Annotated in this window: 19 protein-coding genes; 8 read left to right on the top strand and 11 right to left on the bottom strand. The window is 68.3% G+C overall.

Annotated elements, in window-relative coordinates:
- Positions 1–143 precede the first annotated feature (143 nt).
- From ACVFYP_RS11105 to ACVFYP_RS11095, 3 genes are read left to right on the top strand one after another with little or no spacing between them, the layout of a single operon-like run.
- Positions 144–1,433: an NHLP bacteriocin system secretion protein gene (locus ACVFYP_RS11105; protein WP_499200237.1), complete on the top strand. Its 1,290-nt coding sequence runs from the start codon at positions 144–146 to the stop codon at positions 1,431–1,433.
- Complete coding sequence (locus tag ACVFYP_RS11100; protein WP_499200236.1) at positions 1,430–3,607, top strand: NHLP family bacteriocin export ABC transporter peptidase/permease/ATPase subunit; 2,178 nt, start codon at positions 1,430–1,432, stop codon at positions 3,605–3,607. Before ACVFYP_RS11105 ends, ACVFYP_RS11100 begins: the two co-directional genes overlap by 4 nt.
- A gap of 2 nt (positions 3,608–3,609) precedes the next feature.
- Entirely contained in the window at positions 3,610–6,567 is a 2,958-nt protein-coding gene (locus tag ACVFYP_RS11095; protein ID WP_499200235.1) for an ATP-binding cassette domain-containing protein, read from the top strand.
- Positions 6,568–6,570: 3 nt separating this feature from the next.
- On the opposite strand, the gene ACVFYP_RS11090 is transcribed toward ACVFYP_RS11095, so the two are convergent.
- Together ACVFYP_RS11090 and ACVFYP_RS11085 are read right to left on the bottom strand one after the other, a co-directional pair.
- Positions 6,571–8,931, bottom strand: a complete 2,361-nt coding sequence (locus ACVFYP_RS11090) for a xanthine dehydrogenase family protein molybdopterin-binding subunit (protein WP_499200234.1) — start codon at positions 8,929–8,931, stop codon at positions 6,571–6,573.
- 85 nt (positions 8,932–9,016) lie between these two features.
- A complete protein-coding gene (locus tag ACVFYP_RS11085; RefSeq protein ID WP_499200233.1) occupies positions 9,017–10,015 on the bottom strand; it encodes an NAD-dependent epimerase/dehydratase family protein in 999 nt (332 codons plus the stop codon).
- A gap of 74 nt (positions 10,016–10,089) precedes the next feature.
- Between ACVFYP_RS11085 and ACVFYP_RS11080 the strand changes: the two genes are divergently transcribed.
- The gene (locus ACVFYP_RS11080; RefSeq protein ID WP_499200232.1) at positions 10,090–11,316 is read left to right on the top strand and encodes a BaiN/RdsA family NAD(P)/FAD-dependent oxidoreductase; all 1,227 of its coding nucleotides are present in this window, start codon (positions 10,090–10,092) and stop codon (positions 11,314–11,316) included.
- Positions 11,317–11,319: 3 nt separating this feature from the next.
- Here ACVFYP_RS11080 and ACVFYP_RS11075 read toward each other — a convergent pair whose 3' ends face one another.
- The gene (locus ACVFYP_RS11075; RefSeq protein WP_216872629.1) at positions 11,320–11,793 is read right to left on the bottom strand and encodes an Lrp/AsnC family transcriptional regulator; all 474 of its coding nucleotides are present in this window, start codon (positions 11,791–11,793) and stop codon (positions 11,320–11,322) included.
- Positions 11,794–11,913: 120 nt separating this feature from the next.
- Between ACVFYP_RS11075 and hppD the strand changes: the two genes are divergently transcribed.
- Positions 11,914–13,020 carry a 4-hydroxyphenylpyruvate dioxygenase gene (hppD, locus tag ACVFYP_RS11070; protein WP_499200231.1) on the top strand — a complete coding sequence of 369 codons (1,107 nt, stop codon included), beginning with the start codon at positions 11,914–11,916 and terminating at the stop codon, positions 13,018–13,020.
- Here hppD and ACVFYP_RS11065 read toward each other — a convergent pair.
- Positions 13,001–13,411, bottom strand: a complete 411-nt coding sequence (locus ACVFYP_RS11065) for a hypothetical protein (RefSeq protein WP_499200230.1) — start codon at positions 13,409–13,411, stop codon at positions 13,001–13,003. The two genes, hppD and ACVFYP_RS11065, sit on opposite strands and share 20 nt — an antisense overlap.
- On the bottom strand, positions 13,398–14,756 hold the full coding sequence (locus ACVFYP_RS11060) for a FliI/YscN family ATPase (protein ID WP_499200229.1): 1,359 nt from the start codon (positions 14,754–14,756) through the stop codon (positions 13,398–13,400). Before ACVFYP_RS11060 ends, ACVFYP_RS11065 begins: the two co-directional genes overlap by 14 nt.
- Before the next feature lie 116 nt (positions 14,757–14,872).
- Here ACVFYP_RS11060 and ctrA point away from each other — a divergent pair, with 116 nt between their 5' ends.
- Positions 14,873–15,607 (top strand): response regulator transcription factor CtrA, encoded by a 735-nt coding sequence (gene ctrA / locus ACVFYP_RS11055; RefSeq protein ID WP_499200228.1) that lies wholly within the window; start codon positions 14,873–14,875, stop codon positions 15,605–15,607.
- Between the two features lie 94 nt (positions 15,608–15,701).
- Here ctrA and ACVFYP_RS11050 read toward each other — a convergent pair whose 3' ends face one another.
- The 6 genes from ACVFYP_RS11050 to ACVFYP_RS11025 form a co-directional block, all read right to left on the bottom strand.
- Complete coding sequence (locus tag ACVFYP_RS11050; protein ID WP_499200227.1) at positions 15,702–16,523, bottom strand: CheR family methyltransferase; 822 nt, start codon at positions 16,521–16,523, stop codon at positions 15,702–15,704.
- Entirely contained in the window at positions 16,520–17,605 is a 1,086-nt protein-coding gene (locus ACVFYP_RS11045; RefSeq protein WP_499200226.1) for a protein-glutamate methylesterase/protein-glutamine glutaminase, read from the bottom strand. The genes ACVFYP_RS11050 and ACVFYP_RS11045 overlap by 4 nt, the downstream gene beginning before the upstream one ends.
- A complete protein-coding gene (locus ACVFYP_RS11040) occupies positions 17,602–17,997 on the bottom strand; it encodes a response regulator (protein WP_499200225.1) in 396 nt (131 codons plus the stop codon). The genes ACVFYP_RS11045 and ACVFYP_RS11040 overlap by 4 nt, the downstream gene beginning before the upstream one ends.
- 8 nt (positions 17,998–18,005) lie before the next feature.
- On the bottom strand, positions 18,006–18,470 hold the full coding sequence (locus ACVFYP_RS11035; RefSeq protein ID WP_499200224.1) for a chemotaxis protein CheW: 465 nt from the start codon (positions 18,468–18,470) through the stop codon (positions 18,006–18,008).
- Positions 18,471–18,486: 16 nt separating this feature from the next.
- Positions 18,487–21,114, bottom strand: coding sequence for a hybrid sensor histidine kinase/response regulator (locus tag ACVFYP_RS11030; protein ID WP_499200223.1), 2,628 nt, complete (start codon positions 21,112–21,114; stop codon positions 18,487–18,489).
- 91 nt (positions 21,115–21,205) lie between these two features.
- The gene (locus ACVFYP_RS11025; RefSeq protein WP_499200222.1) at positions 21,206–21,817 is read right to left on the bottom strand and encodes a histidine phosphotransferase family protein; all 612 of its coding nucleotides are present in this window, start codon (positions 21,815–21,817) and stop codon (positions 21,206–21,208) included.
- A gap of 188 nt (positions 21,818–22,005) precedes the next feature.
- On the opposite strand from ACVFYP_RS11025, the gene ACVFYP_RS11020 reads away from it, so the two are divergent.
- Positions 22,006–22,161: a DUF3553 domain-containing protein gene (locus ACVFYP_RS11020; protein WP_499200221.1), complete on the top strand. Its 156-nt coding sequence runs from the start codon at positions 22,006–22,008 to the stop codon at positions 22,159–22,161.
- Positions 22,158–22,913 (top strand): sulfite exporter TauE/SafE family protein, encoded by a 756-nt coding sequence (locus ACVFYP_RS11015; RefSeq protein ID WP_499200220.1) that lies wholly within the window; start codon positions 22,158–22,160, stop codon positions 22,911–22,913. The genes ACVFYP_RS11020 and ACVFYP_RS11015 overlap by 4 nt, the downstream gene beginning before the upstream one ends.
- Positions 22,914–23,001 lie beyond the last annotated feature (88 nt).

Raw genomic sequence — 23,001 nt, 5'->3', positions numbered from 1 at the left:
ACCGTCTCGTTTTGCATGACACTTGAATGTTCCTTCATGAGCCGCCGCTTTTCACTCGGGCGTTCCCAAAACCGACAGGCTACGGCACAATAACGGACTAAGGGCGCAGGCTGAGACGTCGCCCAGGATCTGACCGCACACGCATGTCGCCCCCTTCCCTGTTCCGCCGCCAGGCGGTCGACGAGGCTGCCGCGCCGGACCGGTATGACGAGGCATTGCGCGTCATGCGACCCTGGACCTGGGCGGTGGGCGGCACGCTTCTGGCACTCGCCGTCATCGGCATCGTCTGGTCCTCCCTGGTCGATGTTCCAGTGAAAGTGGCGGGGCGCGGCATTCTCCTGCCCCCTGGCGGCGTGATCGATATCGTTGCGGATACGGATGGGCGCGTCGAGAACCTGCTGGTCCGCCCTGGGGACCGTGTCGAGGCGGGACGGCCGATCGCCAATGTGGACCAGTCGGAGGTCCGGCTGCAGCTTTCCCTGGCCGAGGGCCAGGCCGCCGACGCCGCCCGGCACCGGCGCGAGCTGATGGAGTTCCATCGCCGGGAGGAGGCGGCCGCCGACGCCTTCCGCATCGCCCGCGACGCCGCCCTGACCCAGAACCTCCGCCTTCTGGAGGAACGGCTGAGCATGATGATCCAGCGGGAGGACGTGCTGCGCGGCCTGTCCCAGCAGAACCTGGTGAACCGGGACCGCGCCTTGTTCGCCCGGGTGGAGGTATTCCAGGTCCGCGAGCAGATCGCCGCCTCCCGCAATGAGCGAGAGCAGCTCGTCCTCGATCAGGCGCTGAAGCGGACCCAGCGGGAACGCGAGACCATGGAGGCCGAGCGCCGCGCCGACGAAACCGGCCGCCAGGCGCAGGCGCTGCGCGACCGGCTGGAACGCCTCGGCGCCGTTCTGGCGCCCTATTCCGGCACGGTCGTGGAGGCCAAGGTCAATGAGGGCCAGGTGGTGCAGCGAGGCACCGCGCTGCTGACCATCGAGCGGGACCCGGCCAGCGGGCCCGGCGGCCCGGTCGCGATTATCTACGTCACCGCCCAGGACGGCAAACGCCTCGCCGAGGGTCTGCGGGTCGAGGTGTCGCCCTCCTCCACGCGGCGAGAGGAGCATGGCTTCGTCTATGGCCGCGTGCTGCGCGTGGCGCATGTGCCGGCCTCCTCCGCCGGCCTGCTTCGGACGCTTCAGAACGACCAGCTGGTGCGCAGCTTCACCACCGGGCTCGGGACGCCCTTCGAGGTGGAGGTGGCGCTGGAACGGGACCCCGCGACCCGCAGCGGCCTTCGCTGGTCCACCGGCAGCGGCCCCGATTTCGCCGTGGAATCCGGCACCCTGGCCGAGGCGGAATTCACCGTCCGCTCCGTGCGCCTCATCGGGCTGGCCTTCCCCGCCCTGCGCGGCTGGCTGACCCGGACCGCGGACGCCGCGACGCCATGAATGCCGGTACCGCCGCGCCGGCAGCCGCCCGGCCCGGACGCCGGGTTCGCACGCCCACCCTGTTGCAGATGGAGGCCGTGGAATGCGGCGCGGCGGCGCTTGGCATCGTCCTTGGCCATTACGGCCGCTGGGTGGCGCTGGAGGAGTTGCGCGTCGCCTGCGGCGTATCCCGCGACGGCAGCCGCGCCAGCCACGTCGCGGCGGCGGCCCGACAATACGGCATGGAGGTGCAGGCCTTCCGCATGGAGCCGAGCCACCTTTCCGGCATGCGGCTGCCCCTGATCGCCCATTGGGGCATGAACCATTTCGTGGTCATCGAGGGCATCGGGCCTCGCCACGCCTTCATCAACGACCCGGCCAGCGGCCCTCGCCGCATCCCGATCGAGGAATTGGACCGCAACTTCACCGGCGTTGCCCTGGTGCTGGAGCCCGGTCCGGATTTCCGCAAGGGAGGGGAGAAGCCGCGCGCGCTGGGCGGCATCATGCGCCGGCTGCGCGGCAATGAGGCCAGCTTCGGCTTCCTGGTCGGAGTCAGCATGCTGCTGATGATCCCGGCCCTGTTGGTGCCGGCCTTCTCCCAGGTCTTCGTCGATGATGTCCTGGTCGGGCGCTTCGATTCCTGGCTGCAGCCGCTGCTTTGGGGCATGGCGGGCGTGGCGGCGGTCATGGCCGTCATCACCTGGCTTCAGCTCGATCTGCTGCTGCGGCTGGAGACGCGGCTTTCCGTCGCCGGCTCCGCGCAGTTCCTGGAGCGTCTGACCCGCCTGCCGGTCGCCTTCTTCGCCCAGCGCCATCCCGGCGATGTCGCGGGCCGTGTCATTCTGAACGACCGCGTCGCGCGGCTGGTCTCGGGCGATGTCGGGCGGGGGCTGCTGGGCCTGATCACGGCCTTTGCCTATGCCGCGGTGATGGTTCTCTATGACCCGCTACTGACCGCGGTCGTGGTCCTGGCCGCGCTTATCAATCTGGTGGCCCTGGCGTGGCTTGGCCGGTCGCTGAGCGACGACAATCAGCGCTTGCTGTCCCGCACCATGCGCTCCGACGGCCTGGCCCGGCAGGGGTTGCAGATGATGGAGACCTACCGCGCCTCCGGCAGCGAAAGCCTGCTGCTGGCGCAGTTGGCGGGTACCCGTGCCGGTGTCGCCAACATCACCCAGCGGCTGGCGTTGCGCCGAGGCATGCTGGAGGGACTGCCCGCCTTCATCGCGGTACTCGCCGGTGCCGCGGTGCTCGTGCTGGGCGGCGGGCGGATCATGGAAGGGGAGATGACGGTCGGCCAGTTGGTCGCCTTCCAGGCTCTCGCTATGGGCTTTATGGGGCCGGTCGCGCAGCTGGTCGGCGTCGCCACGCAGATGCAGGACGCCAAGGCCAACCTGACGCTGCTGGAAGACACCATGCACCACCCGCTGGCGCCGGAATTCGCCACCGCGCCGGCCCGCAGTGCTGCTGCCCGCTTCGCCGGCCATGTCGAGCTGCGCAACGTGGTCTTCGGCCATAGCCGGCTGGAACCGCCACTTCTGGACGGCATTTCCCTGACCCTGGAGCCCGGCCGTCGCCTGGGCATTGTCGGCGGCTCGGGCTCCGGCAAATCAACCCTCGCCCTGCTGGTGGCCGGCCTTTACCGCCCCTGGTCGGGTGACATCCTCATCGATGGCCGGGTGCTGGACAGCATCCCGCGTGAGGAGTTGCGGCGGGAAGTCGCCGTGGTGGACCAGCAGGGCTATCTGTTCGACGGCACCATTCGCGACAATATCGCGATGTGGGACCCGACGCTGGCCGATGAACGCCTGGTCGAATGCGCCCAGGACGCCGCCATCCATGACGAGGTGCTGGCGCGCCGCGGCGGCTATGCCGGGGTGGTGGCGGAGGAAGGGCGCAACTGGTCCGGCGGCCAGCGCGCCCGGCTGGAATTGGCCCGCGCCATCGCCACCGACCCCGCCATCCTGATGCTGGACGAGGCGACGGCCGCGCTCGACAACCGGTCGGAGGCCACGCTGATGCGCAATCTGCGCCGGCGCGGCTGCACCATGATCATCATCGCCCATCGCCTCGCTTTGGTGCGGGATTGCGACGAGGTGATCGTCATGGAGCGTGGGCGCATCATCCAGCGCGGCCATCCGGACGATCTGGCGCGCGACGAGGGGCCCTTCCGCACGATGCTCGCCAGCGGGTGACCATGCCTGACGACCTGCCCGCGACGCCGCTCGCCCCGGCCGAGGCATCCGCATCCGAACCACCGCCGAGCTTCCCCCTGCCCGCCCATGCGCCGTTGGCGCTGGATGATCCGGCGGATCGATGGCTGGTCAGTTCCGGCAGCGTCACCCTGTTCGCCATGCGCCCACCCCGCGCGCCGGCAACCGAGGGGCCGCGCCGCTACCTGGGCACCATTCCGACCGGCGGGTTGATCTGCGGGCTCGGGATCGACGAGATCGGCGCCCGGCTGATCGCCGTGGGCACGGCCGACACGCGACTGACGCCCGTGACACTTGCCCCGGCGGAAACACCGGAGGATCAGACCCGGCTCGCCATCGCCAGCTCGGCCTGGTGCCACGCCCTGGCGGAAGGCCTGGCGCGTCCGATGGCGCCGCGGCCCCGCGCCGACCTGGCCATCTCCGACATCACCGGCCCGGTCCGGACACAGCCCGGCGCGACCATCGCCGCCCGCGGCAATCCGATCTGGGTGCGGCTTCCGCCGGGATCCTGGCTGTTGCTGGGGCTGGAACCGCTGAGCGGCCTGGTGCCGCTGCCGCCCGAGGCCTGGCTGACGGGCAGTGGCGGCGTGCTGACGCCGGTGCTGGCGGCCCAGGCCATAGCGGAGCCGGATTGGGTCGAGGGGCTTGCCTCCTTCAACGCCGCCAGCCTCGCCGCGCTGTCCTCCGCCCTGGCGCTCGATGCCGCCGATGAGCTGAACCGTCTGCGCCTGCGCGCGGAGCGGGATGATGAAGCCGGCGCGGAACAGCGTTCCGCCTTTGCGGCCATCCTCGGCAATGCGCCGGAAGTGCAGGCCAGCGCGGACACCGATCCGCTCATGCCGGTCTTCCGCGTCATCGCGGCACATCTCGGGGTGCGCGCGAAGCGGCCGATCCGAGTGCGGCGCGCGGATATCGACGCCGTGCCGACGCTGGAGGAGCTGGCCCGCGCCTCCGGCCTGCGGCTGCGGCCCGCGCATCTGCCGCAAAAGTGGTGGCTGGAGGATCACGGGCCGCTGTTCAGCACCCTGGGCGGCCAGGCCACCGTGGCGCTGCTGCCGGATGGACGCGGCTACAGGCTGTTCAGCGCGGAAAAGCCGAAAGGCATCCGCGTCGATGCCACATTGGCGCAGGGCATTGGGCGGGACGCGCTGGCCCCCATCGTGCCCCTGCCCCGCAAGGCGCTCGGCCTGCTGGACCTCGTCGGCAGCGGCATGCGCGGCAGCGGCACGGATGTGACGGCCATCTTCGTCACCATGCTGATCGGCGCCGCGCTGGGCCAGGCGGTGCCGATGGCCACCGGCGTCGCCTTCTCCCTCCTCATTCCTGGCGGGCATATGGGGGAGCTGGCGCAGCTCGGCCTGGCACTGGTGCTGGTGGCGGCGGTCAGCTGGATGGTGAAACTGGGCAGCGAGATCGCGCAGCAGCGCATCGAGGCCCAGGCCGGACCCGCCCTGCATGCAGCGATCTGGGACCGGGTGATGCGCCTGCCCATGGTCACGCTGAACCGCCAGACCGTGGGCGAGACCTCCGGCCGCGCCGTCTCCGCCATATCGCTGGCGGTGCAGCTGCGGGCTTTCGGCTTCGTCATCGTCAGCGCGGTGGCGACGATCCTGTCCTCGATGGTGCTGATGCTGCTGTCGCAGCCGCTGGCCGCCGCCGTGGCGGTCGGCATGCTGGTGCTGCAACTCGCCGCCGCCAATCTGGCGGGGTGGTTGCAGGCGCGTGCCTTCGCGACTGGCGAGGCGCTGTCCGGCCTCGCGGACGCCATGGTGTTCCAGATCGTCTCCGGCCTGGTGAAGCTGCGCCTCGCGGGTGCCGAGGCGCGGGCGCAGACCGTCTGGGCGGGGCGTTTCGCGGAAATGCGCCGCCGCCTTGCCGCCGCGCGGCGGATCAGCAATGGCTACGACGCCTTCGCCGCCGGCTTCGCCGTGCTGTCCACCGCCGCCGCCTTCCTGATCATCGCGCTGATGCAGCGGGTCGAGGTGGGAGAGCCGCCGCCGAGCCTGTCCTCGGTCATGACCTTCATCGCCGCCTATGGGCTGATGGCGGCCTCCGGCACCCAGCTCGCCAAGACCATGTTTGCGCTGTGGTTCCTGATGCCGACCCGCAAATTCGCCCAGCCGCTGCTGGATGCCTTGCCGGAGCCGGATACGGGCAAGGTGGATCCGGGCCGGCTGAGCGGTGCGGTGGAGCTTTCCAACCTCGCCTTCCGCTACGGCCCCACCGAGGCCTGGGTCTTCGCGGGGCTCAGCCTGCGGATCGAGCCGGGCGAGTTCATCGCCATCGTCGGCCGCTCCGGCGCCGGCAAATCCACCCTGGTGCGGCTGCTTCTGGGGATGGAGGAACCGAGCAACGGCGCCATCTACATGGACGGCCACGACATTCGCGGGCTGGACCTTGCTGTGCTGCGCCAACAGGTGGCGACGGTGCTCCAGGCCGGCCGCGTCGCGCCCGGCAGCCTGCGGGACGCGGTGCGCGGCCTGTCCCAGGTCCCGGATGTGGAGATCTGGCAGGCGCTGGAGCAGGCAGCGCTCGCGGCCGATGTGCGCGCCATGCCGATGGGGCTGGAGACGATGCTGACCGATGCCAGCCGTGTGCTGTCCGGCGGACAGGTACAGCGCCTGCTGCTGGCGCGGTCGCTGTTGCAGAAGCCGGCCATCCTGATCCTGGATGAGGCGACCAGCGCGCTGGACAATGTCACCCAGCGGGCCACGATGCGCGCCATCCGGACCATGCCGGCCACCCGCATCGTCATCGCCCACCGCCTGTCCACCATCCGCCATGCCGACCGGATCATCGTGCTGGATGGCGGGCGGATCGTGGAAAGCGGCAGTTTCAAGCAGCTTCTGGCGCGCAAGGGCGGCTATTTCGCCCGCCAATACGCCGAGGAAGCCCGCTGGCAGGCGGCGAGCAAAACGGCGCCCGCCAGCGGAAAGGCGTAATCCTCAGGCGGCCTGGATCGCCTGCCAGATCCGCTCCGGCGTCGCGGGCATGTCGATATGCCGGATGCCGTAGTCAGACAGCGCATCGACCAAAGCATTCATCACCGCCGGCAGCGACCCGGCGCAGCCGGCCTCACCGCAGCCCTTGGCGCCCAGCGGATTAGTCGTGGCCGGGACGGCATGGCTGACGAAGCCGATGGAGGGCATGTCCCCGGCCCGCGGCAGCGCATAGTCCAGATAGCTGCCGGTCTGGAGCTGGCCATCCTCGCCATAGCCGACGCTTTCCAGCAGCGCCTGGCCGATGCCCTGGGCGATGCCGCCATGCGCCTGGCCGGCCACCAGCATCGGATTCACGATCACACCGAAATCGTTCACCGACATGTAGCGGTCGATATGGACGATGCCGGTCTCGGGATCGATCTCCACCTCCACCACATGGCAGCCATTGGGATAGGCCTGCGACGCCTGGTCGAAGACATGGGTCACGTCCAGCGTCGCCGGCACGCCTTCCGGCAGGCTGGGCGCCTGCCGCAGCCGGGCGGCGAGTTCCATCATGCCGATGCCGCGGTCGGTGCCGGCGATCAGGAAGCGGCCCTCGCCGCCATCCGGATGAGCCTCGAATTCGATATCCGCGGCCGCCGCCTCCAGCGCCCAGGCGGCCGCTTCGCGCCCCTTCTCCACCACAAGCTCCGCCGCCTCCACGATCGCGGCGCCGGAGGCCATCAGGGATTTGGAACCGCCGGTGCCACCGCCGGCGATCAGCTCATCGGAATCGCCTTGCAGCAGGCGGATCTGGTGGAAGGGGATGCCGATCGACTGGTGCAGCACCTGGGCGAAGGCGCTCCAATGGCCCTGGCCGTAGTCCAGCGTGCCAGTGATGATGGTGACGGTCCCATCCGCCTCGAACCGGATTCCGCCCTGTTCCTTGGTCGGTGGCGCCGTGCATTCCAGGAAGTTGCCGATCCCGAGGCCGCGCAGCAGCCCGCGCTGCGCCGTTTCAGCCTTGCGGGCCGGGAAGCCCGCCACATCGGCGGCTTCCAGCGCGCGCTCCATCAGCGCGGTAAAGTCGCCACCGTCATAGATGCTGCCGGAGGCGGCGGAATAGGGGAATTCCTCGGGCCGGATATGGTTGCGACGGCGGATGTCGAGGGCGCTGATTCCCATCTCCTTGGCGGCGGTCTCGATCAACCGCTCCATGAAATAGTTGCCCTCCGGCCGTCCCGCGCCGCGATAGGCGGAGACCGGGCTGGTATTGGTGAGCAGGCTGCGGGTGACGACCTCGATCAGGGGCGTGCGGTAATTGGCCTGGACGTTCTTCCAGAAATTGGCGGTGCCCATCAGCGGCGCCACGGTGGAGAGGTAGGCACCCATATTGGCGAAGGAGGTCAGGCGCACGGCCAGGAACCGGCCCTCCGCATCCAGCGCCAGTTCCGCATCCACCTCATGGTCGCGGCCATGCTGGTCGGACAGGAAGCTGCTTGTCCGCTCATCCGTCCACTTCACCGGCCGGCCCAGTTCCTTGGCCGCATGCAGCAGGCACACATATTCCGGATAGGCATTCGCCTTCATGCCGAAGCTGCCGCCGACATTGCCGGTCAGGATGCGCACCTTCTCCTTCGGGACCTTCAGCACCTCATTCGCCATCTGGGCGCGCAGGCCGAAGACGCCCTGGCAGCCCACGCGCAGGACGTAGCGATCGTCCTCATAGCTGCCGATGGCGCTGCGCGGCTCCATGGCGCAGACCACGATGCGGTTGTTGCGCAGCGACAGGCGGGTGACATGCGCCGCCTGGGCGAAGGCCTCCGCCACCTTGGCGCTGTCGCCCTGCTGGAAGTCCAGCACCTCATTGCCGGGAATGTCGTCGTAAAGCTGGGGCGCATCGGCGGCCGCGGCGGCCGAGGCCAAAGTGACGGCCGGCAGGGAATCGATGTCCAGCTCCACCATCTCCGCCGCGTCCTTGGCCTGGGCGCGGGTCTCCGCCACCACGAAGGCGACGGGGTCGCCAACGAAGCGCACCTTGTCGGTGGCGAGCGGCGGGCGCTGGGTGGTGCGGAGCGGCGATCCATCCCGGCTTTTCAGGGGCATGCCGCATTTCATCAGGCCGTAGCCCGCGGCCGCGAGATCCGCGCCGGTCCAGACGCCCAGCACACCCGGCATCTCCCGCGCCGTCTCGGTGCCGATGCCGCGGATCACGCCATGGGCGTAGGGGCTGCGCACCATGACAGCCCAGACCTGGCCGGGCAGGGCAATGTCATCGGTGTAGCGCCCCCGGCCCGTCAGCAGGATGGGATCTTCGGCGCGGGGAACGGACTGCCCGATTCCGAATTTCAGACGGGTCGTGTCCAGCATGTTGGTATCGGGCATCAGAACCTCGCGGCAGTTACGCGGTGGAGATGGGTAGCGATCGGCGCCGGTCCATGATCGGACGCATGACGGGACAGGCCAAGCCTCACGGCCGCGCCGTGGCCCGCAGCCAGGCCGCATAATCGGCATAGGCAGCCTCGGGCGTGAAGACCGGCGCCCAGCCGAGCGCGGCGGCACGGTCGATGGCCATCAGGCCGCGCGGCTTTGTCTCGTTGAAGGGGATGTTCGGCTCCTCCCCCGGGGCCGCGTGGCGCCAGGAGAAGCCAGGCATGGCGGCCGCCATGGTGTCGCAGCAGGTGCCGGCATGCGGTGCCCAGTCCCGTGCCGAGGCCAGGTTGAAGACCCGGCTGGGCGGGTCGACGCAATCGAGCAGGGCGATGAGCCCGGCGACCAGATCGCGCACATAGATCCAGTCATAGCGGGGCAGCGGTGCCGGCGGCAGAACAGCCTGCTTCCCGCGCAGCGCCGCCTCGGCAATCGCCAGATGCGGGCTCAGCGTGTCGCGCAGCCCGGTATCGCGCTCCCACGGCCCAAAGGTCGCACCGATGCGCGCCGCCACCGCATCCAACCCCCAAAGCCCGGCCAGCCGAAGGCCGGCGCGTTCCACGGCATATTTGGTCACGCCATAGAGGCTGATCGGCATGCAGGGCGTGGTGACCTCGTCCAGCAGCGGATAGGCATAGGCGGATTCACCATAGACGGCGGAGGACGCGGGCAGCACCACCCGCCGCACCGTGCCCGCATCCCGCGCCGCTTCCAGCGTGGCGATGACGCCCTGCAGATTGACATCCAGCACCAAAGCCGGCGCCGCCGCCTCCCGCGCCGGACCCGCGGTGATGGCGGCGAAGGGGAAAACGCGGTCGATGGGCCGCTCGGCGAACAGCCGCGCCAGGGCAGCCCGGTCGCGGACATCGCCGGTCACCACCTCCAGCCGCCCGGGCAGGCGGGCGAAAACGGTGCCGGCAGGCTCGGGCAGCTCCGTCTCCTGCCCAAAAACCACCACATGCTCGCCGCGGGTGAGCAAAGCCTCGACGAGGTTCAGACCGACGAAGCCGGCGCCTCCGGTGACGAGGATGGCGGTCATGGGCAACTCCTTGAGACACGCGAATTCGACGCAGGCCCTGGATATCCCGCGCTGCCCGCCGCAGTAAGCCATGCATGAACAATGCCGCTCCGCCGACTGCCGTGCAGCACCCCACGGTCACCATCATCGGGGCCGGACCAGCGGGCCTGATGGCCGCCGAAATCCTGGCCCAGGCAGGGCTGCGGGTGACGGTCCACGACCACATGCCCTCGGTCGGCCGCAAATTCCTGATGGCCGGGCGCGGCGGGCTGAACCTGACGCATGGGGAAGCGCTGGAGACCCTGCTGGGCCGTTACCAGCCCGCCGAACCCTCGTTGCTGGAGGCCATTCGGCACTTTCCACCGGCCGCGCTGATCGCCTGGTGCGAGGGGCTGGGCGTGCCGACCTTTCAGGGTAGCAGCGGTCGCATCTTCCCGAGCAGCCTGAAGGCCTCGCCGCTGCTGCGCGCCTGGCTGGGGCGGTTGAACGCGCTGGGCGTGGAGCTCCGCACGCGTAGCCGCTGGACAGGCTGGGATGCGGCAGGGAATCCCTGTTTCCAGGACGGCACAACTGCGCAGGCGGCAGCCACCATCCTGGCGGCGGGTGGCGCTTCCTGGCCCCGGCTCGGCTCGGACGGTCTGTGGCCGGCGCTCTTGCCGGAGGCGCGCGTCACCCCCTGGGCGCCGGCCAATATGGGCTTCACCCTGGACTGGTCGCCCCATTTCCGGGAACGCTTCCAGGGCACGCCGCTGAAACGCATCGGCCTGCGCTTCACCGGCCAGACCTTGCGCGGAGAGGCCATGGTGACCCGGGGAGGCCTGGAGGGCGGCGCGCTCTACGCCTTGTCCGCACTGCTGCGTCAGGCGATTGCGGAGATGGGTCAGGCAGAGATCGAGCTGGACCTGCGCCCCGACCTCGGCGCGGAGGTCGTGGCGGAACGGATGGCGGCGCGGCCGCGCGCGGAATCGCTGGCGAACGGCCTGCGCAAGGCGCTGGCCTTGCCCCCGGTCGCCATCGGGCTGGTGCAGGAAGCCCTCCGCGCCGGGGCTTCGCCCCCGCCGGTGGCGCAATTGGTCAAGGCATTGCCGCTGCGCTTGACGGGCGTTGCCTCGATCGAGCGGGCGATTTCCTCGGCCGGCGGCCTTGCCTGGTCGGAACTGGACGCAAGGCTGATGCTGCGCGGTCGCCCCGGGGTCTTCGCCTGCGGCGAAATGCTGGACTGGGAGGCGCCGACCGGCGGCTACCTTCTGCAAGGCTGTTTCAGCACCGGGGTTGCCGCCGCCCGAGGCGTGCTGGATTGGCTGGCCGAAAGCCGCGACTGAGGATCACACCGGCACCGCGCCGGGCGGCTTCAGCGCCATCAACACGAAGGAGCTGCGGGTCTCCTTCACCCCCGGCATGCGCAGCAGGGCCTTGAGCGCGAAATCGGCATAGGCCTCGAAATCCGCCGCAACGACATGCAGCATGTAGTCCATGCCGCCACTCATGGCGTAGGCGGCGATGACTTCGCCCCGCGCGGCCAGGGCCTTGTGGAAGGCCGCCGCCACCTCCTCGGCATGGGAGGACAGCGCCACCTGCACGAAGGCCTGGATCGGCAGGCCGACCCGGCTGGGCTCCACCACCGCGGCATAGCGGGCAATGACGCCCGCCTCCTCCAGCCGCCTGATCCGCCGCAGGCAGGGGGTGGCGGAAAGGCCGACCTGCTCGGCCAGCAGCGTCACGGCGATGCGACCGTCCTGCTGCAGCAGGCGCAGGATGCGTCGATCAATCTCATCCAGGACAATAGTGGATTTCGCCATTTTTCCGACCTTGTTTGGCGAGTTCACGAAAGCATACCCATTGTCGGAAGGAAATTCGCCGAAAATCACCGCGCGGGATGGCGTATTCCTGAAGCCTCACCGAACGACGGAGAAGCGCCCATGGATGTCCCGCCCGATCGCAGCGCCTATGCCGGCCAGATCTCCGAGGCCAATCCGATGGGCACGGATGGCTTCGAATTCGTGGAATTCACCGGCCCGGACCTGCCCTATCTGGAGACCCTGTTCGCCCGGCTGGGCTTCTCGGCGGTGGCGCGGCACCGGTCCAAGGCGGTCACGCTCTGGCGCCAGGGCGACATCAATTTCATCCTGAATGCGGAGCCGGAGAGCTTCGCCCAGGCCTTTGCCCGGGTGCATGGCCCCTGCGCCTGCGCCATGGCGTTCCGGGTCGCGGATGCCGCCCAGGCCTATCAGCGCGCCATCGCGCTCGGCGCCAAGCCGGTGCAGGGCCGGATCGGCCCGATGGAGCTCAACATCCCGGCCATCGAAGGCATTGGCGGGTCCCTGCTGTATTTCGTGGACCGCTATGGCGCCCGCGGCAGCATCTATGATGTCGATTTCCACTGGACCGGTGAGCGCGACCCCAAGCCCGCCGGCAGCGGCCTGACGGTGATCGACCACCTGACCCATAATGTGCATCGCGGCCGGATGGATGTCTGGTGGCAGTTCTACGCCAAGCTCTTCAATTTCCGCGAAATCCGCTACTTCGACATCGAGGGCAAGCTGACCGGGCTGAAGTCCCGCGCCCTCACCTCCCCCTGCGGCCAGATCCGCATCCCGATCAATGAAAGCTCGGACGATCGCAGCCAGATCGAGGAATTTCTGCGCGCCTATGGCGGCGAGGGCATCCAGCACGTCGCCCTCGGCACGGCGGACATCCATGCGAGCGTGGAGGGCATGCGGGGCGCGGGCGTCAAATTCCTCGACACGCCCGACACCTATTATGAGCTGTTGCCGAACCGCCTTCCCGGCGTCGAGGCCGGACTCGATCGGCTGCGGCGCAATCGCGTGCTGATGGATGGGGCGCCGACGCCGGAGGGCGGCCGGCTGCTTCAGATTTTCACGGACACCGTGATCGGCCCCATCTTCTTCGAGCTGATCCAGCGCCAAGGCGATCAGGGCTTTGGCGAGGGCAATTTCCGCGCCCTGTTCGAGAGCATCGAGCTGGACCAGATCCGCCGCGGCGTGCTCAAGCCGGCGGCGGCCTGACCGGCCTGCGCGGAAGGTCGTCCAGCCGCGCCTGGCTGCGCCTGAGTTGCTCCGCCCGCGCCTCCCGGGCGAGGCGCGCGGCTTCCTCCGTCGCGGCTGTCGCGGCGCGGGATGCCGCGGCGACGGCATCGCGCAGCGGCAAAACCCCGGCCGCGGCCGCGTCGCGGCGGGCGGTGAGTTGCGCAACCCGGGACTGAGACGTCGGCAGCCAGGCGGCATAGCTCTCCGGCGTCGCGTCAGCCCGCTCGGAAAGCTGCGCTTCCTCGGCGCGCCGTAAGGCCTCGATGACCTGTCCCTCCTGGGCCAGCGCCTCACCGAGGTGACGCCGCGCCGCGTCCAGCTCGATGCGCCGCAGCAGGCGCAGGGCGTCGATGGCGCTAGATCGCGGCATCAGACAGCGCCTCGGCCAAGCGGCCGAATGCCTCGTCCAACGTCGAAACCTCGCCACGCGCCTGATGCAGCATGGCGTCGATGCGCGGCGCCATGCGCAGGGCCTGGTCGACAGCGGGGTCGGTGCCGGCGCGATAGGCGCCGAGACGCACCAGGTCCGCCACCTCATCCCGCAGCGACAATATCTGACGCGCACGGCGCACAAGTGCCGCCTGATCCGGCGTCAGGCAGCCCGGCGCACTGCGGGACAGGCTGCGCAGGACCTCCACGGCCGGGTAGCGGCCGGCCTCGGCGATGCGCCGTTCCAGCACCGCATGGCCGTCGAGGATGCCGCGAACCGCATCGGCGATGGGCTCATCATGGTCGTCGCCCTCGACCAGCACGGTCACCAGGGCGGTGATGCTGCCGACGCCCGGGCCGCCCGGCCCCGCCCGTTCCAGCAGTGCCGGCAATTCCCGGAAAACGCTGGGCGGATAGCCCCGGGTCGCCGGCGGCTCACCGGCTGCAAGACCGATCTCCCGGCAGGCCAGAGCAAAGCGGGTAACCGAATCCAGCAGCAGCAGCACGCGATGCCCGGCATCCCGGAAATGCTCGGCCACCGCCAGGCTGGCATAGCCCGCTTCGCGCCGAAGCGCGGCCGGCGCGTCGGAGGTGGCGCAGACAACGACGCTGCGCGCCAGACCTTCCGGCCCCAGATCGTCCTCAATGAACTCCCGCAACTCGCGTCCGCGCTCGCCGATCAGGCCCAGCACCACGGTGTCAAAGGCCGCGGCGCGCGCCATGGTGGCCAGCAGAGTGGACTTGCCGATCCCTGACGCGGCGAAAAGGCCAATCCGCTGCCCTTCCCGCATGGTGCAAAAGGCATCCAGCACGCGCACACCCACGCCGATGGGCGCGCCGAGGCGTTGCCGTGTCGCCGCCGGCGGGGCGGGCGCCCGGGTCGGGCAGGGCTGCTGCGCCCCCAATAGCGGTCCCTTATTGTCCAGCGGCTGGCCCAGCGGATCGACCACACGCCCAAGCCAGCCAGGACCTATACGCAGATCTGAGCACGGAAATGCAATGACCTCATTGCCCACGGCCACATGCGATGTTTCACCGAAAATCACCGCGCGCGCGGAAGCGTGCGCGACGCTGACCACTTCGGCCAGCGGGGCGGCGGAGCCTCCACGGCTCCGGATACTGAGCCTCTCGCCGATGGCGAGGTTCGGACGAATGCCAGCGATCTCGACTGCCAACAGGTCGGCAGCGGCCACGGTGCCGCGGCGCTGATGGCGCGGTGCGCGACGTAAGGCGCGTGCTGCAGCGCGCCAATCGTTACTTTTTATGGACTTATCTAAATAAATCATAAAAAGTCATTTCTCCGTTCAATCCTCGCTACTGTGCGTATTTTTCGGTGAATAAGGCCTTCACAAATCGCGCGGAGGTGGTATTCCTACACGCATCAGGTGTGTGGAGGCCTTCCATGCGTGTCCTTTTGGTTGAAGATGATACAATTGTAGCGCGTGGTGTGACGTTGGCGCTCAAGGCTGCGGCCATGATCGTCGATACCGCCGATACAGGTGAGGAAGCTCTCGAACTCGCCCGGCTCTACGACTACGACATCGTGGTTCTCGATCTCATGCTTCCTGATATGGAAGGTTATGAGGTGGTTCGTCGGCTGCGCGCCGCGAGGCTCGAAACACCGGTGCTGATCCTGTCTGGGCTGACCCGCCCGCAGGCCAAGATCCGGGGCTTCGGCATGGGCGCCGATGACTACATCACAAAGCCCTTCGACCAGCAGGAATTGGTGGCCCGCATTCAGGCCATCGTGCGCCGCGCGAAGGGTTTCAGCCAGCCCACACTTTCCGTGGGCCCACTGACTCTCAACCTGGGCTCGCGAGAAGTGCTGGTCGATGGTCGCGCGGTGCATCTGACCGGCAAGGAATATGCGGTTCTCGAACTGCTCACCCTTCGCAAGGGCATCGTCCTGACCAAGGAGGCGTTCCTCAACCACCTCTACGGCGGGATGGACGAACCTGAGGTCAAGATCATCGACGTCTTCATCTGCAAGCTTCGCAAGAAGCTCGCCAATGCCGGCGCGGCGGAGTTGATCGGCACGGTCTGGGGACGTGGCTATGTCCTGCGGGAGCCGAGCAACACGGTGCGTCTGCCGGCCGGTCCGACCGGACGCGGTGGTCCGACGAGCGCCGCGGCCTAACGGCCCGGCGTCTCTCATGTTTTCGCCCAGGCTGCGATGCAGCCTGGGCAAGCTATCCACCGATTACCAGGCTGCGCACAGCGCGTGCCGCCCTTCAGGCGGCCGCGCGTTGCGTTGAGATGCCATAGGCACCGCGCTCGCCCGCGATCGGCATCAACCGATCCGTCAGCCCGAGCACCGTTTCCGCACCACCCAGATACAGCACACCATCCGGCGTCAATCGGCGTGCCAGGGCATCCAGGACGCGCGTCTTGGTCGGTGCGTCGAAGTAGATCAGCACGTTCCGGCAAAAGATCGTGTCGAAGCGGCCCAGCGACGACAGATCATTCAGCAGGTTACGCTCCTCGAAGCGCACCATCGCGGCCAGCTCCGGTGAAATCCGCCACTTCGCGCCGTCCTGCTTGAAGTGCTTCACCAGCGATCGGATCGGCAAGCCACGCTGCACCTCGAACTGGGTGAACACGCCCTGCCGCGCACGCTGCAGGATCTCCGCCGAGATATCGGTGGCCAGGATCTCAACGCGGCAATCCGGCCGCACCCCAAGCGTGTCAGCCACCAGCATGGCAATCGAATAGGGCTCCTGCCCCGTCGAGCAGGCGGCCGACCAGATCCTCAGCGGCGTGCCCGGCGACCGGGATGCGGCCAACTTGGGCAGGATCTTGGTGAGGTGCTCGAAGGGCTTGCCGTCGCGGAAGAACGACGACTCATGCGTCGTCAGTGCCTCCACAACAGCACGCTCCAGCGGCTCATCCGGCCGCCGCAGCTTCTGGCCCAGCGCGGCAAGCGAGGCCAGGCCGAAGCGAGTCAGAACGGGCCCGAGGCGTGTCTCCAAAAGGTAGGCCTTGTCCGATGTCAGTACGATACCGGATCGGCGTCGCACAACGCCGGCAATCTCAGCGAAATCGTCGTTCGTCATGTCCGCTTTCCGTCTGTGCCAGCCGCAAGAATGCGGCCTGCAATGTCCTCGACACTGAGAATCGCCGAGGCGATCCCGGCCTTCGCGACCGCACCGGGCATGCCCCAGACGACCGAACTCGCTTCATCCTGCGCCAGCACGGCGCCGCCTGCCCCGGCCACCGACCGGCAGCCCGCCAGGCCATCACTGCCCATGCCTGTAAGGATCGCCACCAACAGACGCCCCTGGCAGGCAGCGACCAGGCTGCGCAGCATCGGGTCGACCGCGGGGCGGCAGAAATTTTCAGGAGGGCCGTCGCCGAGTTGCGACACCAGGCTTCCTCCCACATCCTTCACCAGCAGATGCCTGTCGCCTGGCGCCAGATACAGGCGACCTGGCAACAGCTTCTCACCATCGCTTGCCTCGCTGCAGGGCAGTGTACCGATCCGGTTGAGGTGATCGGCGAGCAAGGTGGTGAACCCTGCCGGCATGTGCTGCACAACGACAACCGGCGCACCAAGAGGGCGATCCAGCTTCGCGACAAGGGCAGCCAATGCCTGCGGGCCGCCCGTGGAAGACCCAATGGCGATCGCACGCGGCTTGCCAGTGACGGCAGCCGGACGCTCCGCCAATGCATAGCGTACCGGCGCCTGCACGCTGCGCGCGGCCGGCCGACGCATACGCGCCCAGCCCTTTACCTTCGCGACAAGCTCCGCCTGGAATTGCCCGCCATTCATGCCACCGGCCGCCGCTGACGGCTTCGGCACATAATCCACCGCCCCCGCCCGCAGCGCCGCCATCGTCACGGTCGCGCCGCGCTGGCTGAGCGCGCTGGCCACGATGATGGCAGTGTTCGGCGCCGCCTTAAGCAGCAGCGGCAATGCCGTCATGCCATCCATGCGTGGCATTTCGAGATCGAGCAGCACCACCTGCGGCCGTTCCGCGACAGGCATGGCATTCAGCTGCGCGAGCGCGTCTCCGCCATCAGTCGCCCTGGCGATCACCTTGATGCCGGGGTCGGTGGCCAGCATGCGTGACATGATGTTACGCGCGGCCGCGCTGTCATCGCAAAGCAGGACCCGGACAGGCCCGGTGCCGATCACGCTGGCGCTGCCTGCAACAGTCCGAGTTGGACCAGCTTGTCGCCCAGGATCGCGGCATCGAAGGGCTTCATCACATATTCCTGGGCACCCGCTTCCAACGCCTCGACAATGCGCTCGAAGGCGATTTCCGTGGTGCAGAGCATGATCACCGGATGATCAGGACCGAATTCCGCGCGCGCGGCGCGAAGGAAAGTCACGCCATCCATCACCGGCATGTTCCAGTCGAGCAGCACCAGCTCCGGCAGCAATTCGCGGCAGGCGACCAAGGCCTCGCTCCCGTCGCCCGCTTCGCGGACGGTGAAGCCGAAGCCTTCCATGAAGCGGCGCGCCGCCTTGCGCACGACCCGGCTGTCATCGACGACGAGGCACTGGCGCACGGCCGTCTGATCCATCACGGCGCTCATCGGCCACCTCCGATCGCGAGAACACGCTCGACATCCAGGACGATCAGCAACTGCCCGTCGCGCCGATGCACGCCGCGTGAGACATCACGCCAGACCGGATCCAGGGTCGGCGGGTTCGCCGCCGAATCATCCTGGCGCAGCGGCACCACCTCACCGACCGCGTCGGCCAGCATGCTGTAGAGTTCGCCGGCCATCTCGACCACGATGCTCATCGGCTGAATGTCCGCGGGTCGCTGCGGCAGACCGAGCCTGCGTCGCAGGTCGACCGCGGTGACGATGCGACCACGCAGGTTCAGGCTTCCCGCCACCTCGGGCGGCGCCAGCGGGATGCGTGTGATGACCTGCGGACCGAGCACGTCGCGCACAACCAGCACGGGGACGCCGCAGGCCTGACCCGCAACGGTCAGTGTGAGAATGAGGTCGGCATCCGTAACGGCCGACTGAGTCGTTTGGGTACGCAAGGACAAATCCTCCGCTTCAGGCCGCAACCGGCACGGCCAGGCACTCGGCGAGGCTCGCGAGAAGGGCCTCGCGGTCGTACTTGCCGACATAGTCGGTGAAGCCCGCTGCCCGGCCGCGCGCCACCGCGGCGGGATCGACCCGCCCCGTCAACGCGATCATGGGCAGGTCCTGCCAGCCGCCACCGTTCCGCACCTCACGGGCGAAGTCGTAGCCATTCATCTCCGGCATCTCGATATCGGAGACGATGGCATCGAAGGCCTCGCCCCGCTCCCGCAGACGCAGCGCCTGGGCCGGACCCTCGACAGCGACCACCTCATAGCCTTCGGCGGCCAGGGCGGGCACGACCAGTTCACGGAAGAAGGCGCTGTCCTCCACCACCAACAGGCGGCGGATCGCAGAGGCGGCGGTGAGGGGGCGGAACCAGTCGCCACCACCCTGTCCGAGCCACCATGCCGTATCGATCACGTCCGTGACCTTGCCGGCCACGACGGCCGAGCCCAGGAAGCCCGGACGGCCCTGGCCCGCCTGAACGCTCAGTGCTTCGTCCACCACGTCAAGGATGGCATCGACCATGATGCCGAGGCTCCGCTCACCCTCGCTGAAGACCAGCACGGTCTGCCGGGTGCGGCCGCTCTCGGCCGGGGCGAAGCCGCCGGACATGGACAGCAGCGGCATGAGCTGGCCGCGATACTGCACCACCGGCGTGCCGCCCGAATTCTCGATCTGCTCGACCGGGATATCGTCCAGCCGCGCGATGAGGCCAAGCGGCACCGCCTTCGGGGTCTCATCGCCCGCCCGGAACAGCAGCAGCGAGGTCTTGTCGTTCGAGCGCACGGCGCTGGCCGCCTTCCCTTCCGCGGAGCGCGTTCCGGCCCCATCCGCCACCACGCCGGTGACCCGGGCAATCCCGTTGGGATCCAGGATCATGATGACACTGCCATCGCCCAGAATGGTGTTGCCGGAGAACATGCCGATATGACGCAGGATCGGCGCCACCGGCTTCACCACGATCTCCTCGGTGTCGAAGAGGCGATCCACGATGATCCCGAAGACATTGGCGCCAACCTGCGTCACGACGACGAAGCCGGTGTCGCCATTCTCGCCCAGTGTCGGCGCGACGCCCTCATCGAGGCCCAGGACACGACCGAGGGAGACCAGGGGCAGCAGGCGGTCGCGCAGGCGCAGCACCGGCGCGTCCTTGATCCTCTCGACACGGGAGCCAGAGCCGCCGCCGACCCGCACCAGTTCGAGCACGCCGATCTGCGGGATGGCGAAGCGTTCGCCCGCAACCTCGACGATCAGCGCCGAAACGATGGCAAGTGTCAGCGGAATCTTGATGGTGAAGCTGGTACCGCGACCCTCGACGGAGCTGACGTCGATGGTGCCGCCGATGCGCTCCACATTGGTCTTGACCACATCCATGCCAACGCCACGGCCGGAGACGGCGGTGACGGCGGCGGCCGTGGAGAAGCCCGCGCGGAAGATGAAGCGGTGGATTTCCGCCTCGCTCATCCCGGCGATCTCGGCCTCGCTCGCCAGGCCCTGAGCCACGACCTTCTGACGAATGCGGTCGATATTGAGGCCTCGGCCGTCATCGGAGATCTCGATGAGGATATGGCCGCCCTCGTGATAGGCATTCAGCATGATCCGGCCGGTTTCGGACTTGCCGGCGCGGCGCCGATCCTCCGGCCCCTCCAACCCATGGTCGCCGCTGTTGCGGACCATGTGAGTCAGCGGATCCTTGATCAGCTCCAGCACCTGCCGGTCCAGCTCGGTATCGGCGCCGCGCATCTCGAGATCGATCTTCTTGCCAAGTTCGATCGAGAGATCGCGCACCAGCCTTGGCATCTTCGCCCAGGCATTGCCGATCGGCTGCATGCGGGTCTTCATCACCCCGTCCTGCAGATCGGACGTGATATGCGAGAGACGCTGCAGCGGAACGCTGTAGGCGCCATCGCTGCGGGCACGGGACAGCTGCATCAGCTGGTTGCGGGTCAGCACCAGCTCGCTGACCAGCATCATCAGGTCTTCGAGCACATCGACCGAGACGCGGATGCTCTGCGGGGGCGCGCGGCCACCGCCGCCTTCCTCCGGAGCCGCCTCGGGTGCCGCCACAGGCTTGGGTGCGGGCTTCGATGCCACCACCTCGCTCCGAGGCTCAATGGCCTCGACCACCTGGGGCGGCTCATCGGCCTTCGCATCGGGTTTGACGTCGAACTCCGCCTCGATCTCGGCGGCGTCGGACGATGCGGGCGGCGCGCCGCTGTCACCGCAGGCGGCCGCATCGAGTTCGGCGATCAGCGGCGCGTCGTCGCCAGCGGGTTCTGTCCCACCGACTTCAAGCGCACCAACGATCTCCTTGATCCGATCGAGTGCGCGCAGCACGAGGCTGACGCCGGCGGGTGTGACCGTCAGAACGCCATCGCGGTACAGGCCGAGGATGCTTTCCGCGGCGTGCGCCACCCGCTCAAGGCGCGAAAGACCAAGGAAGCCACAGGTCCCCTTGATGGTGTGCACGAGCCGGAAAATTTCCGACAGCGTGGGTTTGTCGTCAGGGGATCGCTCCAGCCGAAGCAGAGCGACATCCAGCGCCACAAGGCCTTCATGTGTCTCGGTCAGGAAATCAGCGAGCAAGTCGTCCATTCGGGGCTCCGGCGCCTTGTCTTATCCGGAGCCTGCACGAACAGACCGAATTTTCGGTAAACACGCGGTGATATGCCGCGCATTGGCCGGTTTAGTTGCGGGTCGCCAAAGTCAGCATGAGCGGCGCGGCGCCGCTCGCCCCCATCAGCATCTCGACCTGGATACCGGCCGATGCACCCAAGGCGAGCAGAAGCGGCACGGAGACACTGCGTGGATTGAGCGGCACCGCCTCGCCCGCGAGGCCTGCGGCCAGGCCGATGGGCCAGGCCGCCAGCGGGCCATCCGGCCAGATGGACAGGCCGCCGACGGGATCGCCGCCCATCCGCACCACGCCACCACGTGGCAGGGCGTCCACCGCCAACCAGGACGCCAGCAGCATGGCCTGGGTCAGATGGGCCGGGAAGACCGCCGTCGGCTCCAGATCCGCCAGATCGATGCTCGCCCGCCTCCCAAGTGTCAGGCCTTCGGCCATCTCGGCGATTTCCTCCACCCGGCAGTCGCCGCAGCCGGCACCCACGGCGGCACGATAGAATCGGATGCGGCGGTCCATGATTCGGGCCGCGTCGCGCGCAACCTCCATCGCATCATCGCCAGGCCCCTCAAGTAGCTCGAGTGCGCCGGCCAGCGCGCCGGCGGGTCCCCCGAGATCATGGCAAAGTCGCGTGCAAACGGCCTGGGCCAGGGCGATCGTGTCAGGCAGCATTCATTCCTCCGCAACGCAGTAGCCGACCACGACGGTCAGCCCGGGAACCAGGCATTCGGCATACCCATGGCAGGTTGCCAGATCACCAAGGCGAAGTGGCAAATCAATGTCGCGGCGTCGCGCCAGGCTAGGCGGCGGGCGGCAAGCACGGATACCATCGCCTCGTGTGGTCAGAACTCTCACCCGGCATGCGTGTACGTCATCCCCTATGCCCGGAATGGGGTGTGGGGCAGATCCAATCTGTTGTCGGACAGCGCATTACCGTCAACTTCGAGAATGCCGGCAAGGTCGTGATCCGCAGCGACCTGGTGGCTCTCCTACCCGTGGAACATGACGAGTCTTGACCGACATCCCCTTGGAACTGCTGAATTTGTTGCGTGGGTGGCATATTTATGCCGCCATCGCCGTCACGGCGATCGCCGGGCTGATGCGGGGCTATTCCGGCTTCGGGACGGCCGTGCTGCTGGCACCGGCCTACTCCGTGCTCTGGGGGCCGCGAATCGGCATTCCGGTCATGTTGGTGATGGAGCTGGTCGTTTCGCTGCAGCTCGTGCCCCGCGCATTTGCCGAGGCAAACCGCCGCGTCATCCTGCCGATTGGTGCCGCGGCCTGCCTGGCGACGCCCCTCGGGGCCTTTATCCTGCTCACCGCGGATCAGGATACGCTGCGCCGGTTCATCGGCGGCCTGGTGCTGGTGTTTGGGCTGCTGCTGATGTCGGGTTGGCGCTACCACGGATCACGCCCGATGCCCCTCAACCTGATGGTCGGCGGCCTGGCCGGGCTGCTGAAGGGCGCCACCGGCATCAGTGGCCCGCCCGTCATCCTGTACCTGCTGGCGGGGCCGGAGGCGGCGCGGCAGCATCGTGCCAATCTGATCCTGTTCTTTGGCACCATCGCCGTCATTTCCGTCATCCCACCGGCGCTGGGTGGCCTCATGGGCTGGCCGGTGCTGGCCAAGACCATGCTGCTGCTGCCGGTGCTGATGCTGTGCGTGCCGATCGGGGCGCGGCTGTTCCGGGTGCTGCCGGAACGCTGGTACAAACGCCTGGCCCTGATCTTCCTGGTCTCCACCGGGGTGGCCGCCTTGTTGGCCTGAGCAGACGGGGCTTGCATGCCTGGGGGGGGGTGGACCAAATGAAGGCACAGTGGCGCGTCCCTGCCCCCGCCTTGCCCAAGGACCCATG

The sequence above is a fragment of the Roseomonas sp. F4 genome (assembly GCF_053891155.1).
This window is presented reverse-complemented; position numbering and strand designations above follow the sequence as displayed.